15 protein-coding genes are annotated in these 16,633 nt (G+C 73.8%); 6 read left to right on the top strand and 9 right to left on the bottom strand.

The genetic code is table 11. The annotated features are described in order from the left end of the window. Nucleotides 1-287: 287 nt before the first annotated feature. The 3 genes from proC to HCC30_RS12690 form a co-directional block, all read right to left on the bottom strand. Nucleotides 288-1,097, bottom strand: a complete 810-nt coding sequence (gene proC, locus HCC30_RS12700) for a pyrroline-5-carboxylate reductase (protein WP_169442553.1) — start codon at nt 1,095-1,097, stop codon at nt 288-290. 107 nt (nt 1,098-1,204) lie between these two features. Then, nucleotides 1,205-1,942 (bottom strand): ABC transporter permease, encoded by a 738-nt coding sequence (locus tag HCC30_RS12695; protein ID WP_169442552.1) that lies wholly within the window; start codon nt 1,940-1,942, stop codon nt 1,205-1,207. A 39-nt stretch (nt 1,943-1,981) separates the two neighbouring features. After that, nucleotides 1,982-2,773, bottom strand: coding sequence for an ABC transporter ATP-binding protein (locus tag HCC30_RS12690; protein WP_169442596.1), 792 nt, complete (start codon nt 2,771-2,773; stop codon nt 1,982-1,984). Between the two features lie 345 nt (nt 2,774-3,118). Between HCC30_RS12690 and HCC30_RS12685 the strand changes: the two genes are divergently transcribed. The 3 genes from HCC30_RS12685 to HCC30_RS12675 all read left to right on the top strand — a co-directional run bounded on the left by HCC30_RS12685 (nt 3,119) and on the right by HCC30_RS12675 (nt 6,090). Continuing rightward, nucleotides 3,119-3,499 carry a hypothetical protein gene (locus HCC30_RS12685; RefSeq protein WP_169442551.1) on the top strand — a complete coding sequence of 127 codons (381 nt, stop codon included), beginning with the start codon at nt 3,119-3,121 and terminating at the stop codon, nt 3,497-3,499. 336 nt (nt 3,500-3,835) lie between these two features. Beyond that, nucleotides 3,836-4,462 carry a carbonic anhydrase gene (locus tag HCC30_RS12680; RefSeq protein WP_169442550.1) on the top strand — a complete coding sequence of 209 codons (627 nt, stop codon included), beginning with the start codon at nt 3,836-3,838 and terminating at the stop codon, nt 4,460-4,462. Between the two features lie 80 nt (nt 4,463-4,542). Next, complete coding sequence (locus HCC30_RS12675) at nt 4,543-6,090, top strand: SulP family inorganic anion transporter (RefSeq protein WP_169442595.1); 1,548 nt, start codon at nt 4,543-4,545, stop codon at nt 6,088-6,090. A gap of 94 nt (nt 6,091-6,184) precedes the next feature. Here the strand turns inward: HCC30_RS12675 and HCC30_RS12670 are convergent, their stop codons facing one another. The 4 genes from HCC30_RS12670 to HCC30_RS12655 form a co-directional block, all read right to left on the bottom strand. After that, entirely contained in the window at nt 6,185-6,700 is a 516-nt protein-coding gene (locus HCC30_RS12670; RefSeq protein WP_169442549.1) for a hypothetical protein, read from the bottom strand. 73 nt (nt 6,701-6,773) lie between these two features. Further along, nucleotides 6,774-8,615: a dihydroxy-acid dehydratase gene (gene ilvD / locus HCC30_RS12665; RefSeq protein ID WP_169442548.1), complete on the bottom strand. Its 1,842-nt coding sequence runs from the start codon at nt 8,613-8,615 to the stop codon at nt 6,774-6,776. Nucleotides 8,616-8,810: 195 nt separating this feature from the next. Next, complete coding sequence (locus tag HCC30_RS12660; RefSeq protein WP_169442547.1) at nt 8,811-9,449, bottom strand: TetR family transcriptional regulator; 639 nt, start codon at nt 9,447-9,449, stop codon at nt 8,811-8,813. Then, nucleotides 9,446-10,375 carry a sugar phosphate isomerase/epimerase gene (locus HCC30_RS12655; protein WP_169442546.1) on the bottom strand — a complete coding sequence of 310 codons (930 nt, stop codon included), beginning with the start codon at nt 10,373-10,375 and terminating at the stop codon, nt 9,446-9,448. The genes HCC30_RS12660 and HCC30_RS12655 overlap by 4 nt, the downstream gene beginning before the upstream one ends. A 223-nt stretch (nt 10,376-10,598) precedes the next feature. On the opposite strand from HCC30_RS12655, the gene HCC30_RS12650 reads away from it, so the two are divergent. Then, nucleotides 10,599-11,318: a DUF998 domain-containing protein gene (locus tag HCC30_RS12650; protein ID WP_169442545.1), complete on the top strand. Its 720-nt coding sequence runs from the start codon at nt 10,599-10,601 to the stop codon at nt 11,316-11,318. Here the strand turns inward: HCC30_RS12650 and HCC30_RS12645 are convergent. Further along, nucleotides 11,284-12,213 carry a Ppx/GppA phosphatase family protein gene (locus tag HCC30_RS12645; protein ID WP_169442544.1) on the bottom strand — a complete coding sequence of 310 codons (930 nt, stop codon included), beginning with the start codon at nt 12,211-12,213 and terminating at the stop codon, nt 11,284-11,286. The genes HCC30_RS12650 and HCC30_RS12645 overlap by 35 nt on opposite strands. Before the next feature lie 95 nt (nt 12,214-12,308). Between HCC30_RS12645 and HCC30_RS12640 the strand changes: the two genes are divergently transcribed. Beyond that, nucleotides 12,309-13,199, top strand: a complete 891-nt coding sequence (locus tag HCC30_RS12640; protein WP_240979518.1) for a hypothetical protein — start codon at nt 12,309-12,311, stop codon at nt 13,197-13,199. A 46-nt stretch (nt 13,200-13,245) separates the two neighbouring features. On the opposite strand, the gene HCC30_RS12635 is transcribed toward HCC30_RS12640, so the two are convergent. Then, nucleotides 13,246-15,006, bottom strand: a complete 1,761-nt coding sequence (locus HCC30_RS12635) for a hypothetical protein (protein WP_169442542.1) — start codon at nt 15,004-15,006, stop codon at nt 13,246-13,248. A 163-nt stretch (nt 15,007-15,169) separates the two neighbouring features. Here HCC30_RS12635 and radA point away from each other — a divergent pair, with 163 nt between their 5' ends. Next, on the top strand, nt 15,170-16,588 hold the full coding sequence (gene radA, locus HCC30_RS12630) for a DNA repair protein RadA (RefSeq protein WP_169442541.1): 1,419 nt from the start codon (nt 15,170-15,172) through the stop codon (nt 16,586-16,588). Nucleotides 16,589-16,633: the final 45 nt, after the last annotated feature.

Below are 16,633 nucleotides of genomic sequence, written 5' to 3'. Positions count from 1 at the left end.
CGGCGGGGCGCCTTCCGGCGTTGGCCTTTACTTTAGTGGATCTTCCCGGAGGCTCAAAATCGAGCCGGCGGAATCGAATTGCGTACACACGTGTCCCAGGGACGCGAGCACACGACAATCCACCCCGGAAAAGGGGGATCGTGCTGAAGTAATCGGTTGCCGTCGGACGGCGAGGATCGTTGCCGGGGAACCGGAGGGCTCGCTGGCAACCGTTCAAAGGTACACCACGCCGTCGGCAGGCTTCAAACCTGCCCGGCGCCCCCCGTCCGGGTGCGGCGCGGTCTCAATCAGCCCTTGCCGGAAGCCAGTTCACGGCTGCGGTCGCGGGCGGCCTCGATCGCGTCGATGAAGGCCGCGCGGACGCTGTGGTTCTCCAGCTCGCGCATCGCGTTGATGGTGGTGCCCGCCGGGGAGGTCACGTTCTCGCGCAGGGTCACCGGCTTCTCGCCGCTGTCCCGGAGCATCGTGGCGGCGCCGACGGCGGCCTGGACGATGAGGTCGTGGGCCTTGTCGCGGGGCAGCCCGAGCAGGATGCCGGCCTCGGCCATGGCCTCGACGAGGAAGTAGAAGTACGCCGGGCCCGAGCCGGAGAGCGCGGTGGCCGCGTCCTGCTGGGACTCGGGGATGCGGAGGGTCTTGCCGACGCCGTTGAAGATCTCCTCGGTGAGCGCGAGGTGGGCCTCGGTGGCGTGGGTGCCCGCGGAGATGGCCGACATGGCCTCGTCGACGAGGGCGGGGGTGTTGGTCATGACGCGGACGACCGCGGTGCCGGGCTGGAAGCGGTCCTCGAAGAAGGACGTGGGGATGCCGGCCGCGCCGCTGATGATCAGGCGGTCGGCGGGGGTGTGCGGGGCGAGCTCGTCGAGGAGGGTGCCCATGTCCTGCGGCTTGACCGTGAGGATGAGGGTGTCGGCGGCCTTGGCGGCCTCGGTGTTGCTGACGGTCTCGACGCCGTACCGGTCGCGGAGCTGCGCGGCGCGTTCCTCGCGACGGGCCGTGACCAGCAGGTTCTGCGGGGACCAGCCGCCGCGGAGCATGCCGGAGAGCAGGGCCTCGCCGATCTTTCCGGTGCCGAGGACGGCGACTTTCTGGGTCATGGGGCGGCTCACCTCGTCCAGTGCGTACACGTGCGTGCTGCGCGTTCATCCTCGCACCGGTGGTGTGGGGGCGGGAGGGCGTGTCCGAGGAGTGGATGGGCCGGGGCTCAGGCCGTGCGGCGGCGGAGGGTGGCGGAGCCGAGGCAGAGGACGAGGAGTGCGGAGCCGGCGACGACGGCGAGGTCGCGTACGAGGTCGGCGGTGGGGTCCGCGTGCAGCAGGATCTGGTTCATGCCGTCGACGGCGTAGGACATGGGGAGGACGTGGGAGGCGTACTCCAGGACGGGCTGCATGGTGTCGCGGGGTGCGAAGAGTCCGCAGAGCAGGATCTGCGGGAAGATCACCGCGGGCATGAACTGGACGACCTGGAACTCCGAGGCGGCGAAGGCGCTGACGAACAGGCCGAGCGCGGTGCCGAGCAGCGCGTCGAGCAGGGCGACGAGCAGCAGGAGCCAGGGGGAGCCCGCGATGGTGAGGTCGAGCAGCCAGAAGGCGGTGGCCGTGGCCAGGGCGGCCTGGACGGTGGCGAGCAGGCCGAAGGCGAGTGCGTAGCCCATGATCAGGTCGGCCTTGCCGAGCGGCATGGAGAGCAGCCGCTCCAGGGTGCCCGAGGTGCGTTCGCGGAGCGTGGCGATCGAGGTGACCAGGAACATCGTCACCATCGGGAAGATGCCGAGTAGCGAGGCGCCGATGCCGTCGAAGGCGCGGCGGTCGGCGTCGAAGACGTAGAAGAGCAGCACCAGCAGCAGGACGGGGACGAGCAGCAGGAGGGCGATCGTCCGCCGGTCGTGGCTGAGCTGGCGCAGGACTCTGCGGGTGGTGGCGAGGGTCCGGGCGGGGTTCATGGCGGTGGTCCTTCTGCTGGGGGCTCGCGTGCCGGGTGGTCAGGCGCGGTCGGCCTCGACGAGGTGGAGGAAGGCGTCCTCGACGGTGGCGGTGCCGGTGCGGGCGCGGAGTGCGGCGGGGGAGTCGGTGGCGAGGATGCGGCCGGCGCGCATCAGGAGCAGCTGTTGGCAGCGGTCGGCCTCGTCCATCACGTGCGAGGAGATGAGCAGGGTGGTCCCCCGTTCGGCGGCGAGGCGGTGGAAGAGGTTCCACAGGTCGCGGCGGAGGACGGGGTCGAGGCCGACGGTCGGCTCGTCCAGGACGAGGAGTTCGGGGCTGCCGAGCAGGGCGACGGCGAGGGAGACGCGGGAGAGCTGGCCGCCGGAGAGGCGGGCGGTGAGCGCGTCGGCGTGCGGGGTGAGGTCGACGTCGGCGAGGGCTGCGGCGACCTGCCGGGCGCGGTCGGCGCGGGGGATGCCGAGGACGGACGCGTAGTAGTCCAGGTTCTGACGGGCGGTCAGGTCGCTGTACACGGAGGGCGATTGGGTCACGTAGCCGACGCGGGAGCGGAGCGGGGCCGTGCCGGCGGGGCGGCCGAGGACGTCGAGGGTGCCGGTGACTCTCGCCTGGGTGCCGGCGACGGCGCGCATCAGGGTGGATTTGCCGCAGCCGGAGGGGCCGAGCAGGCCGGTGACGGTGCCGGGGGCGACGTCGAAGGTGAGGCCGTCGAGGACGGTGGTGCCGCCGCGTTCGACGGTGATCCCGGAGGCGTGGACGGCGGGGGTCTCCGCGTCCGTGGGCTCCCGCCGGGCTCCGGGGCGGTCGGCGCGGCCCCCTCGCCAGTTATTCATCATGTGATGAATTGTGGGCCCGCGGGCGTGCCCCGTCAAGCGCGCGCACGTGTGTCACGACCGCGCGCGGGGGCGCGTGCACCAAGCTGGCGGAAAGCACGCTCCTGATTCCGGTCAGATCTGCCCTGTAGTTCATCGAGAGTTCACAGCGCGACTTGCGAATCGCCACAACCCCCTGGACACAATGGAGTTCGCTGTCCAACGGCCGTGGAAAACTCCATGGCGGTCCGCACCGGACACGTGTTCCTCTTCGTGGACCGAGGCAGCTTCCGCCCGATCCGGTACGCCCCGTAAGGCCCCGGTCAGGGCACGCCGGACACGGCCCGCGCCAGGAAGGAGGACACCGTGCGACACCGCAGGGGAATCACCCGCGCACTCGTCACCGGCATCGTCCTTCTCCTGTCCCTGGTGGCCCTGACCGGCTCGTCCACCGCTCGGATGCTCCCCCCGGAGGAACGGGCGGAGATCACCGCCGAGCGGTCCGTGAGCGGGCACCCCGAGAAGAAGACCTCGGTCTCGCTCATGGAGGACTGCCGCACCCGGCGCGGCGCACGGCAGGCCGGCAACGGCGTGGCGCCGCAACTGCACCTGGTACGGGTCATCGACTGCTCTCTCCGTGCGGAGCGCAAGGGCATGCCCGTCATGTCCCTCCTGGGGCGCGACGCCGTGCCCGCTTCGCCGAGATCGGTCGAACTGCCCGTGATGCACCAGGTGTTCCGCTGCTGATCACGCAGCCCACCGGGACCGGTACGGCACCCGCTCCGCTCTGAGCCGCGCGCTCACGAGCCGGGCGCGGACGCGCCGCGTCCCGTTCTCCGACCGCCGCCCCGACCGGGGCGACGGCACCGCGTCGTACCCGCGTACCGCCCCGCAGGGGCCGTGCGGCGATGGCGCGGCTCTTCCCGACGGTGTGTGTCACGGCGGACGCGCGGCAACGGCGCCCGCTCCCCTCCGTGTCCCCTCGCGCACCTGACCCCTACATCCGTACGCACAGCGATCTGACCGCCCCTGCGCAGGCACCGGCGTGCCGGACCGCGGAGGCGGCATGGAGGCGACCCCCACATGGATTCCTTCATCCACCACGCCCGTGACTTCCACTCCCGCATCACCACCCTCGACGAGGAACGCGAGCGCTTCGGCAAGCTCGCCCAGGGCCAGGCGCCCGAGGTCCTCTTCATCACCTGCTCCGACTCGCGGGTGATCCCCTCGCTGATCACCGGGTCCCAGCCCGGCCAGCTGTTCGAGCTCCGGACGGCGGGCAACGCCGTTCCCCCGTACGGCGCTTCCGACCGTCCCGACTGCAGCGGTGAGGCGGCGACGATCGAGTACGCGGTCAGCGTGCTCCAGGTCCCGGACATCGTCGTCTGTGGCCACTCGCACTGCGGCGCCGTCGGCGCGCGGGTGCGCGACGAGGACCTGGCGGCCGTGCCCGCGGTCGACGGCTGGCTGCGCAGCCAGCTGGCCGAGCCGGCCGAACTCGCCGCCGACCACCACGAGAAGGACGAACCCCAGGTCAGCGCCGCCGTCCAGCGCCACGTGCGGGCGCAGGTGGAGCGGCTGCGCGGCTACCCGTGCGTGCAGCGCCGCCTGGAGGCCGGCGATCTGCGGCTGCACGGCTGGTTCTACGCCATCGACACGGGCCTGGTGCTGGAGCACCGGCCGGACGTCGACGCCTTCCTACCGCTCTGAGGCGCGCCCCCGCCTCCTGAAGACAGAACTGAGAAACACTCATGGATCTCGCGAAGAAGAAACTGTCCGACAGCTTCCCCATGAAGAGCCGGGGCTCCTTCCGGGCCGACTTCACCGCATCCCTCGTGGTCTTCCTCGTGGCGCTGCCGCTGTGTGTCGGCGTCGCCGTCGCCTCCGGTGTACCGGCCGAGGTCGGTCTGATCACGGGCATCGTGGGCGGTCTCGTCACCGGCCTGCTGCCCGGTAGCTCGCTACAGGTCAGCGGTCCGGCCGCGGGTCTGACCGTGCTCGTGTACGAGGCGGTGCAGACGTACGGGCTGGCCACGCTCGGCGCCATCGTGCTGGCCTCCGGGCTGCTCCAACTGCTCCTGGGCGCACTGAAGTTCGGCCGCTGGTTCCGGGCCATCTCGGTGTCCGTGGTGCAGGGCATGCTCGCGGGCATCGGCCTGGTGCTGATCGCCGGCCAGGTCTACTCGCTGGCCGACCAGAAGGCGCCGAACGACGGCATCTCGAAGATCGCCGGTATCCCCGGGCTGGTCGTCGACGTCATCGGCTCGACGGAGGCGCTGATGGCGCTGGCCGTCGGTGTCGGCACCATCCTGGTGCTGGTGTTCTGGCCGAAGTGGAAGGCCGCGCAGAAGATCGTCCCCGCTCCGCTGGCCGCCGTCGCGCTGGCCACCGTGGTCACCGCCGTCCCGGGGCTGCCCATCGCCCGGGTCGAGGTGCAGGGTCTGCTGGAGGCCGTGCAGCTGCCCGGGATGGAGAACATCGGCGCGCTGGTCAGCGTCGGCGCGCTGGGCACGGTGCTCGCGTTCACGCTGATCGCCTCGGCCGAGTCGCTGTTCAGCGCGGCGGCCGTGGACCGGCTGCACGACGGGCCGAAGACGGAGTACGACAAGGAGCTGATGGCGCAGGGCGCGGGCAACACCGTCTGCGGTCTGCTCGGTGCGCTGCCGATGACGGCCGTCATCGTCCGCAGCTCGGCGAACGTCTCGGCCGGTGCGAAGACGAAGGCGTCCCGGGTGCTGCACGGCGTCTGGCTGCTGATCTTCGCCGCCGCGCTGCCGGCCGCGCTCAGCGTCATCCCGCTGGCCGCGCTGGCCGGTGTGCTGGTGCACGCGGGCTGGAAGCTGATCCCCGTCAAGGACATCGGTCCGCTGTGGCGTGAGCACCGGGCCGAGGCCGTGGTGCTCGCGGTGACCGCGGTGTCGATCGTGCTGATCGACATGTTCCAGGGCGTGCTCATCGGTCTCGGCCTCGCCGTGATCAAGACCGCCTGGGAGACCTCGCACGTGCACGTGGACGTCGACGACCCGGGCGCCGGCCGGCCGCTGAAGGTCCGCGTCTCGGGCAACGCGACGTTCCTGCGGCTGCCGAAGCTGCTGGACAACCTGGAGTCGCTGCCGGCCGACCGGGGCGTCGAGCTGAACCTCGGCGGGCTGCGGCACATGGACCACGCCTGCGGCATGGCGCTGTCCACCTGGGAGGAGCAGCACAACCGGGCCGCCGCACGCGCCGGGGCCGCGACCGGTCAGGGCGCGGGTTCCGGTGAAGGCGACGCGGACGGGGCCGCGGACTCCATAGCGGTGGCCTCGGAAGAGGCCACCACGGGGGCCGCGCGCCACTAGCCGTCCGCGGGCCGGGGGTTGGCCCGGTCCGCCGGACACACGGCCGCCCCGGCTCCGGGTTCTCAGCCCGGAGCCGGGGCGGCTTTCGTGTGGTTCAGCGCCGGGTGCGGCCGCCGCGCTTCCGCTTGGCGGCCGGGTTGCCGGTGCGGGAGGTGCGCCGCTTCTCGTACCGCTCCAGCTCCGCCTCGTACTCGGCGCGGAGCAGCTTCTCGCCGGGTGCCTCGACGACGGTGCGCAGCGCGTACGCGGCGAGCACGCCGATGAAGCCGATCGCCTTCACGCTGCGCAGCGACGAGTCGGCGGCCGCCGCGCCGTCGTCGTCCCGGCGCAGGTAGCCGCCCAGGGTGCGGGAGAAGGCCAGCGAGCTGCACACCGCGAAGGCGACGACGACCAGGACGGTGACCCAGCTGCCGACGTCCGCGATGGCCAGCCCGTCGTACGCCAGCCGCAGCACGAACGCGCCCGCGACGGCGGCGGCGAGGGCGCCCAGGCCGAGGCCGAGGCGGCGCAGCGGGTAGCCGCCGCTGTGGTCCACCCACGTCGTCCCGTAGAACCGGATGGGCTCGGGCTCCGGGGCCTGCTTCCTGCTCTGCTCGTCCTGAGTGCTCACGCTGCCGATTGTCGCAGCACACGCCCGCCCCGCGCCGAGGGCTCCGGCAGCGGGGCGGGCGGGGTGTGCGGGCTCAGTTCTCCAGCTGACCGAGGTCGCGGACGGCGCCGCGGTCGGCGCTGGTGGCCATGGCGGCGTAGGCGCGGAGGGCCGTGGAGACCTTCCGCTCGCGCGCCTTGGGCGCGTACCGGCCGCCGAGCGCCTCGCGGCGGGCCGCCAGCACCTCGTCGGCGACGTTGAGTTCGATGCTGCGGTGGGGGATGTCGATGACGATCTCGTCGCCCGTCTCGACCAGCGCGATGGTGCCGCCCGCGGCCGCCTCCGGGGAGGCGTGGCCGATGGAGAGGCCCGAGGTGCCGCCGGAGAAGCGGCCGTCGGTGACCAGCGCGCACGCCTTGCCCAGGCCGCGGCCCTTGAGGAAGGACGTCGGGTAGAGCATCTCCTGCATGCCGGGGCCGCCCTTGGGGCCCTCGTACCGGATGACGACCACGTCGCCCTCCTTGACCTGCTTCTTCAGGATCGCGTCGACGGCCTCCTCCTGGGACTCGCAGACGACGGCGGGCCCGGTGAAGGTCAGGATCGACTCGTCGACACCCGCGGTCTTCACCACGCAGCCGTTCTCGGCGAGGTTGCCGTACAGCACCGCCAGGCCGCCCTCGGTGGAGTAGGCGTGCGCGACGTCGCGGATGCAGCCGTTCTCGGCGTCGGTGTCGAGGGTGTCCCAGCGCTCGGACTGGGAGAAGGCCGTCGCGGAGCGGACGCAGCCGGGCGCGGCGTGGAACAGCTCGACGGCCTCCTCGGAGGGCGAACCGCCGCGGACGTCCCAGTTCTTGAGCCAGTCGGCCAGGGACGGGGAGTGCACGGCCTGGACGTCCTCGTTGAGCAGTCCGGCGCGGTACAGCTCGCCGAGGATGGCGGGGATGCCGCCCGCGCGGTGCACGTCCTCCATGTAGTACGAGCCGTTCGGGGCGACCTTGCTCAGGCAGGGCAGGGCGCGGGAGAGCTCGTTGATGTCGGCCATCGTGAAGTCGAGGCCGGCCTCCTGCGCGGCGGCGAGCAGGTGCAGGATCGTGTTGGTCGAGCCGCCCATGGCGATGTCCAGGGCCATGGCGTTCTCGAAGGCGGCCCGGCCGCCGATGGCGCGCGGCAGGACGGTCTCGTCGTCCTGGTCGTAGTAGCGGCCGGCCAGCTCGACGACGGTGCGTCCGGCGTCCTCGTACAGCGCCTTGCGGGCGGTGTGGGTGGCCAGGACGGAGCCGTTGCCCGGCAGGGAGAGGCCCATGGCCTCGGTCAGGCAGTTCATCGAGTTGGCGGTGAACATGCCGGAGCAGGAGCCGCAGGTGGGGCAGGCGTTGTCCTCGATGCGGCGGAGGTCCTCGTCCGAGACGCTGTCGTTCGCGGAGTCGGCGATCGCGGTGATCAGGTCGAGTTTCCGGACGGTGCCGTTGACCAGCGTCGCGGTGCCGGACTCCATCGGGCCGCCGGAGACGAAGACGGTGGGGATGTTCAGCCGCATCGCGGCCATCAGCATCCCGGGCGTGATCTTGTCGCAGTTGGAGATGCAGATCAGCGCGTCGGCGCAGTGCGCCTCCGTCATGTACTCGACGGAGTCGGCGATCAGATCGCGGGAGGGCAGCGAGTAGAGCATGCCGCCGTGGCCCATCGCGATGCCGTCGTCGACGGCGATGGTGTTGAACTCGCGCGGGATGCCCCCGGCCTCCTTGATCGCCTCGCTGACGATCCGGCCGACGGGCTGGAGGTGGGTGTGCCCGGGCACGAACTCGGTGAAGCTGTTCGCCACCGCGATGATCGGCTTGCCGAAGTCCTCGCGCGCTACGCCCGAGGCCTGCATGAGCGCACGGGCGCCCGCCATGTTGCGGCCGTGGGTGACAGTGCGGGACCTCAGCTCAGGCATGGCTGCTCCACTCCTCAATCGCCTTGTGCCCGTGGCCCGTCCGCCCTCCGCCGCCTGGCCGCTGTGCGGTCCTGGCCCGGTCGGGACGCGACCACGGTGTCACGCTGTAATGGCCTTCGAGGCTACGCCCCGCGCTCATGATCCGGGACGGATTGCTCACATGGTGAGACACACATCTCGCCCCCGGGGCGCTGCTCAGGCTCCGGTGAGGTGGCGCTCCACGACCGGGGCGAGGCGGGCGATCAGCTCCTCCGGGTCCTCGGAGGCGACCGGCTCCAGCTTGATGACGTACCGCATCAGCGCCACCCCGACGAGCTGCGCCACGGCCAGCTCGGCCCGCAGCTCGATGTCGGGCAGGTCGACCTCGGCGGTGATCCGGCCGACGACCTGCCGGGTGAGCAGCTCGCGGAAGATCCGGGCCGCGGTCTCGTTGCTGACGGCGGAGCGCACGATCGCGAGGATCGGCTCCCGGGTCGGCTCGTTGTCCCAGATCGCGAACATGAAGCGGACCAGCCGCTCCCCCGCGCCCCGGCCGCCGCCCTCCGCGAGGATGCCGCTGACCAGGTCGGGGGCGGCCAGCGCCGGGGCGAAGGCGCCCTCGACGGCGGCGCCGAAGACGCCCTCCTTGGTGCCGAAGTAGTGGTGCACCAGCGCGGAGTCGACCTCGGCCCGGCGGGCGATGGCCCGTACGGACGCCTTGTCGTAGCCGCGCTCGGCGAACTCGGTGCGCGCGGCGACGAGGATGCGGTCCCGGGTGGCCGGTTCGTCCGCGCCGCGCGCCGCGGAGGCCGGACGCCCGCGCCCGCGCGCGGCCCCGGCGGGACGCGCGCTCACCGGCGCCGTCCCTTCGTCCGCGCGCCGGGTGCGTCGGGGCCCGCGTCGTCGGACCCGGGGTTGCCCGGGGCCTCGGTGCCGCCCGGGACGGCGAGGCGCCGCGCCGCTTCGCCGCCGGCGGCCCCGCCCGCCAGGTGGAGGCGGGTGTAGGCGAGCGCCTCGGCGAGGTCCTCCTCGCGCTCGGCCGCCGACATGGCGCGACGGGTGTTGACCTCGACGACGACGTGCCCGTCGAAGCCCATGCCGCCCAGGTGGCTCAGCACCTCGGCGCAGGGCTGCGTGCCGCGCCCGGGGACGAGGTGCTCGTCCTTGTTGGAGCCGTTGCCGTCGGCGATGTGGATGTGCCCGAGCCGCTCGCCCATCCGGTCCAGCATCGCGAGGGTGTCGGTGCGGGAGGTCGCGGTGTGCGAGAGGTCGAGCGTGAAGTGCCGGTAGTCGTCCCGCGTCGGGTCCCAGTCGGGCGCGTACGCGAGCATCTCCCGGTCCCGGTAGCGCCAGGGGAACATGTTCTCCACGGCGAACCGGACGTCCGTCTCGTCGGCCATCCGCCACACCCCGCGCACGAACTCGCGGGCGTACGCGCGCTGCCAGCGGAACGGCGGGTGCACGACGACGGTGGAGGCCCCGAGCCGCTCGGCGGCGGAGCGGGCCTTCTGGAGCTTCACCCACGGGTCGGTGGACCAGACGCGCTGGGTGATCAGCAGGCAGGGCGCGTGCACGGCGAGCACGGGGACGCCGTGGAAGTCGGAGAGCCGGCGCAGCGCCTCGATGTCCTGGCTGACCGGGTCGGTCCACACCATGACCTCGACGCCGTCGTAGCCGAGGCGCGCGGCGATCTCGAAGGCCGTCGCCGTGGACTCCGGATAGACGGAGGCCGTGGACAGGGCGACCTTCGTTCCGGGAACGCTCACCTCAGGTTGGACCACAGCAGACAGCCTAGAACGCCCCGCTCCGCGCACTGCGGGCCCCCGCCCTCCCGGACGCCCCGCGCCGACCCCGCCGAGCCGCCTGGTTCCGGGCCGCCCCGGCCGCGCGCGGCCCGCAGCCGGGCCTCCGGCCGGGAGACGGAACACACACCGGCCACGGCGCAGCGCTCGCGTCCCCTGACAGTCCGTGAGCCGCGCGGCCCGAGCGCCTACTCTCCGGGCTGTGTCCCGGTCTCTCCGTACCGCCCCCGCCGCGGTGCCCCTCGCGCTCGGCGCGCTCGCCTGCTCGGCCTGGGTCCTCTCGCCCGTCCTCGGCACCGGCCTGGAGCCCGTCCGCACCTGGACGGGCGAACTCGCGGCCGACGGCCAGCGCTACGCGACGCTGTTCCGGGTCACGGGGCTGCTCGCGGGGCTGCTCGTCCTCGCCGGTGCGGGGTGGGGGCTGGCGCGGGTGGAGCGGCGGCCGTGGAGCGCCGTCGGCTGGGCGGGTCTGCTGCTGTCCGGCGCGGCGGGCGCCGCGGCCGCGCTGCTGCCGCTCAGCTGCACGCCGACGCTGGACGCGGGCTGCCGCGCGCGGGAGTCGGCCGGGCTGGTGCCCGCCGCGCACGCGGCGCGCCTCGTCGCGGCCCCGCTCGCGCTCGCCGGTGCGCTGGTCGGCGCGGCGGCGCTGACGGCGGCGGCGCGGCGGTACCGGATCTGGCCGGCGGTGGCGCGCGGCGGGCCGGCGGTCCTGCTGGGCGTGCTGCCGGCCACGGCGTGGGCGCTGGCCGGGACGGCCGCGCTGTACGCGGGCCACGGCACCTGGGCGCTGGGCCTCGGGCAGCGGCTGGCGCTGCTGGGCCTCGCGGTCTGGCTGCTCACCCTCGCCGCCGCCGTCGCCAAGGACGGCCGCGGCGGGGAGGGCCGCGTCAGGGCCGCAGGTGGTCCAGGCGCTGGAGGATGACGCCCTCGCGCAGGGCCCAGGGGCAGATCTCGACGCGCTGGAGCCGGAAGAGGTCCATCGCGCCCTCCGCGACGAGCGCGCCCGCGAGCAGCTGGCGGGCCCGCGCCTCGGAGACGCCGGGCAGCTCGGCGCGCTCGGCGGGCGGCATCTCGGCGAGCCGCGGCACCCACTCCTCCAGCGACTTGCGGTGCAGGTCCCGCTGGACGTACAGCCCCTCGCCGGAGCGCGCCGCGCCCGCGATCCGGGCGAGCTGTTTGAAGGTCTTCGAGGTGGCGACCGCGTGGTCCGGCACCGGGAAGCGGCTGAACTCGCCGACGACGCGGGCGATTTCGGCCCGTACGTGCCGCCGCAGCGCCTTCACGTCGGCCGCGTCCGGCAGGTCCTCCGGGAGCCAGGAGCCCGTGAGGCGTCCGGCGCCGAGCGGCAGCGAGACGGCGGCGTCCGGCTCCTCGTCGAGCCCGTAGGCGATCTCCAGGGAGCCGCCGCCGATGTCGAGGACGAGCAGCCGTCCCGCCGACCAGCCGAACCAGCGGCGGGCCGCGAGGAAGGTGAGCCGGGCCTCGTCCGCGCCGGAGAGGACCTGGAGCTTGACGCCGCTGTCGTCGGCGACGCCCCGCAGCACCTCCTCCCCGTTGGCGGCCTCGCGCACCGCCGAGGTGGCGAAGGGGACGAGGTCCTCGACGCCCATCTCCTCGGCGACGTCGACGGCTTCGCGCACGGCGGCCGCGAGCCGCTCGACGCCCGCTGGGGTGATCGAGCCGTCCTCGTCGAGGAGTTCGGCGAGCTTCAGCTCCGCCTTGTGGGAGTACGCGGGCAGCGGCCGGGCGCCGGGGTGCGCGTCGACGACGAGAAGGTGGACCGTGTTCGAGCCCACATCGAGGACACCGAGTCTCATGTACAGCACGCTATCCGCTGACGCGGCCCGCTGACCCGTACGCTGGATTCGTGGGTAAGACGAAAGCGGCGAAGCGTAGGAAGCAGGGCACGTCGATGGCTGCACGGACGGTGGTGGCCGGGGGTCCCGGCGAGGACGAACAGACTCCTGTGACTCCAAGTGCGCGCACAGCGACGGACGGTGAGCCCGCCGCGGAGCCGCGCGACGAGGAGACGGGGCTCGACTTCCCGCGCGCCTGGGTCGAGTTCCCCGACCCGGAGGACGAGGACCAGGTCTTCCGCTGCGACCTGACGTGGCTGACCTCGCGCTGGAACTGCATCTTCGGCCAGGGCTGCCAGGGCATCCGCCCCGGCCGCGCGACGGACGGCTGCTGCACGCTCGGCGCCCACTTCTCCGACGAGGAGGACGAGGAGCGCGTCGCCAAGCACGTGGCCCGGCTCACCCCCGAGACCTGGCAGTTCCACGACGTCGGCACCACCTCGGGCTGGGTGCAGGAGGACGAGGACGGCGAGCGCCAGACCCGTCGCTGGCAGGGGGCCTGCATCTTCAACAACCGCCCCGGCTTCTCCGGAGGCCAGGGCTGCGCCCTGCACACGCTGGCCCTGAGCGAGGGCCGCGAGCCGCTGGAGACCAAGCCGGACGTCTGCTGGCAGCTGCCCGTCCGGCGGACCTACGAGTGGGTCGAACGCCCGGACGGCGAAGAGGTGTTGCTCGTCACGATCGGCGAGTACGACCGGCGCGGCTGGGGCGGCGGCGGCCACGACCTGAACTGGTGGTGCACCTCGGCGCCTTCGGCGCACGGAGGGGCCAGGCCGGTCTACGAGTCCTACCGCCCGGAGCTGATCGAGCTGATGGGCGAGGGCGGTTACGCACTGCTCGCCGAGTTCTGCCGGGACCGGCTGGCGGCGGCCGAGTCGCGGAACCTCCCGCTCCTCGCCCCGCACCCCGCGGACCCGCCCCGCGGCGGCTGCGGCTCCTGCGGCTGACGGAACACTGAGCAAAACGGCCGACTCCGGCCGTACGCGCGGGAGTTCAGCCCGCGAGGGGCGCCGTCGAGGGCGAGGCGGTGCCGGAGGGCTCCGGGGAGGGCCCGCCGGAGGACGGCGGCGGGTCCTCGCCCGGTGGCGGATCGCTGGAGGACGGCGGATCGCTGGACGGCGGGGGCTCCTGGGACGGCGGCGGGTCCTCGGTGGGCGGCGGCTCCGAGGACGGCGGCGGCTCGCTGGAGGGCGGCGGCTGCGACGGGGGCGGATCGCTGGAGGGCGGCGGCTCCTCCGACGGCGGTGTGCTCCCGCTCCCCCGCCCCTGAAGGGTGACCACGGCACCGGACGGCGCGAAGCGCACATGCGCGGCCCAGGCACGGGCCGGCTCCCGCGCCCGGTCCACCACCACCCGCACCTGCGTGCTCTCCCCCGGCCGCAGCACCCCGCCCGTACGGCTGAGGCTCAGCCACGAGGCGTCGACGGTGGCCGTCCAGCGCACCGGGGCGCCGCCCGAGGCGGTGAGCGTCACGAGCGTCGCGTCCCCGGCGGAGTGCGCGTCGACGTGGAGCCTGCCCACGCTCCGCTCCCGGCCGCCCGAGGGGCTCGACCGGCCCGCGTGCTGCGAGTCCGCGCCCACCGAGACCCGCGGCGAACGCGCGCCCTGGCCGGGCGAGTTGGTGCCCGGGCCCGGGCTGCCCTGCGCCGCGTTCTCGTACGGATGCCCGCCCAGGCCCTCCTCCCGCTCGGCCGCCGAGACCGCGCCCTCGTCCCGCTCGCCGGTCAGCGGCGCGCCCCGGTAGGCGGCCCACAGGGCGAGCACCGGCGCGGCCAGGACGGTGGCGACGACCGTCGTGGTCACCGCGCGGCTGCGCATCCGGTCCCGGCGGGCCGCGCGGTCCTTGAGCTCCATGGGGAACCCGGTGCGGTCGAAGCGCGGGCTGCGCTGCGCGCGGGCCCGCCGCGCGAGCGTGACGGCGGCGGCGACGGCGGGGCGCGGCGCGGCGAGGACGGCGAGCTCGGCGGTGCCGGCGGGCGCGGTGCCGGGCCAGGAGACGCCCTCCATCGCTCCCATGGCGACCCGGCGGCAGGCGGCGCACTCGTCGACGTGCCGGATCAGCTCCCGGCGCAGCGCCGTACCCAGCAGCAGCCGGTCGTCCCCCGCGAGGCGGGTGACGGCGGGGCAGCCGCCGGACTCGACGACGGCCAGCGCGGCGCGGGTCCGCTCCACCTCGCAGGCGGCGTGCGAGAGCAGTTCGCGCAGCGTGTCCGGGGCGAGCGAGAGCACGGCCGCGACCTCCGGCTCGGGCAGCCCGTGGCGCACCGCGAGTTCGAGCGCCTCGCGCTGCTCCGGCGTCGTCCCCGCGGCCTCCGGCCAGGCGAGCGCGGACAGTTCGCGGCGGCGCTGGGTCCGTACCGGCTCGGACTCGCGGGCCGCCGCGGGCGCGGAGGCAGCGGAACCGGACGGGCCCGTGCCGTCGGCGCGTGCGCTGTCGGCCGCGCCCTGCTCGGCCAGACGGCACAGGCAGGACCAGCGGGCCAGCGAGTACAGCCAGGGCCGGTAGAGGCCGGGGTCGGCGGGCACCCGCTCCCGTTCGTGCTGCCGGTCGGCGACGACGAGCGCGTCCGCGAGCGACTCCGTCGCCGCGTCGTGCTCGCACATGACGGAGAGGCAGTAGGTGAACAGGCCGTCCAGGTACGGTTCGTAAGCCGTGAGCGGCCCGTGACCGGCCGGCCGCCCGGGCGGACGGCGGGCGGAGTGCGCCCGGTGTGCGCCGGTGGACTGCGGAGGGTGCTCGCGCCTGCTGCTCATCACCCGGCGACGGTAGGCGGATGATGGCGTTTCGGCGGAGCCGGTCGCGCAGGTTTAATCCCTACGGGTGACCCGCTCCCGTGGAACCGGACCGTCCCCGGCGCGCACCCCTCCCCGGATCTCCCGTGACCCGCTGTCGGTGGGCGCGGATACGGTGGCGCGCATGGCCACCCGTAAAGCCTCCTCCGCCGCCTCGAAGGCACGCCCCTCCTACCGCTGCTCGGAATGCGGCTGGCAGACCGCGAAGTGGCTCGGCCGCTGCCCGGAGTGCCACGCCTGGGGCACCGTCGAGGAGACGGGCGGCACCGCCGTGAAGACCACCGCGCCCGGCCGCGTCAGCGCCTCCGCGCTGCCCATCGGCGAGGTCGACGGCAAGCAGGCGACGGCCCGCGGCACCGGCGTCCCCGAGCTGGACCGGGTGCTCGGCGGCGGCATGGTCCCCGGCGCCGTGGTGCTGCTCGCGGGCGAGCCCGGCGTCGGCAAGTCGACGCTGCTGCTGGACGTCGCGGCGAAGGCGGCCGACGACACCCACCGCACGCTGTACGTCACGGGCGAGGAGTCCGCCGGGCAGGTGCGGCTGCGGGCCGACCGGATCGGCGCGCTCAGCGAACACCTCTATCTCACGGCCGAGACGGACCTCTCCGCCGTCCTCGCCCACCTCGACGAGGTCAAGCCCACCCTGCTGGTGCTCGACTCGGTGCAGACGATCGCCTCTCCCGAGATCGACGGCGCCCCCGGCGGCGTCGCGCAGGTCCGCGAGGTCGCGGGCGCGCTGATCCGCGCGTCCAAGGAGCGCGGGATGTCCACGATCCTCGTCGGCCACGTCACCAAGGACGGCTCCATCGCGGGCCCGCGCCTGCTGGAGCATCTCGTCGACGTCGTCCTGCACTTCGAGGGCGACCGGCACGCGCGGCTCCGCCTCGTACGCGGCGTCAAGAACCGGTACGGGACGACGGACGAGGTCGGCTGCTTCGAGCTGCACGACGAGGGCATCACGGGGCTGGCCGACCCCTCGGGCCTCTTCCTCACCCAGCGCTCCGAGCCCGTCCCCGGCACCTGCCTCACGGTGACGCTGGAGGGCCGCAGGCCGCTGGTCGCCGAGGTGCAGGCGCTCACCGTCGACAGCCAGATCCCCTCCCCCCGCCGCACCACCTCGGGCCTGGAGACGTCACGGGTGTCGATGATGCTGGCCGTGCTGGAGCAGCGGGGCCGGATCAGCGCCCTCGGCAAGCGGGACATCTACAGCGCGACGGTCGGCGGCGTGAAGCTCCAGGAGCCCGCGGCCGATCTCGCGGTGGCGCTGGCGCTGGCGAGCGCCGCCGGGGACACCCCGCTGCCGAAGAACCTGGTCGCCATAGGGGAGGTCGGCCTCGCGGGCGAGGTGCGGCGGGTGACGGGCGTGCAGCGCAGGCTGGCCGAGGCCGCGCGGCTGGGGTTCACCCACGCGCTGGTCCCGGCCGATCCGGGCCGGGTGCCCGAGGGCATGCGGGTGCGCGAGGTCGCCGACGTCGGCGAGGCGCTGCGGATGCTGCCCGCACGTCCCGCGCGGAGCACCGCACACCAGGAGCAGGAGCGCCGGTAGACTTTGCCCCGGTCAATGAAGTCATGCCATCCGGCACAGGTACGC

This window comes from Streptomyces sp. HNM0574 (assembly GCF_012726235.1).
In the GTDB taxonomy this organism is placed as follows: domain Bacteria; phylum Actinomycetota; class Actinomycetes; order Streptomycetales; family Streptomycetaceae; genus Streptomyces.
The sequence above is the reverse complement of the archived record's forward strand: the minus strand, read 5'-3'. Positions and strand labels throughout refer to the sequence as shown.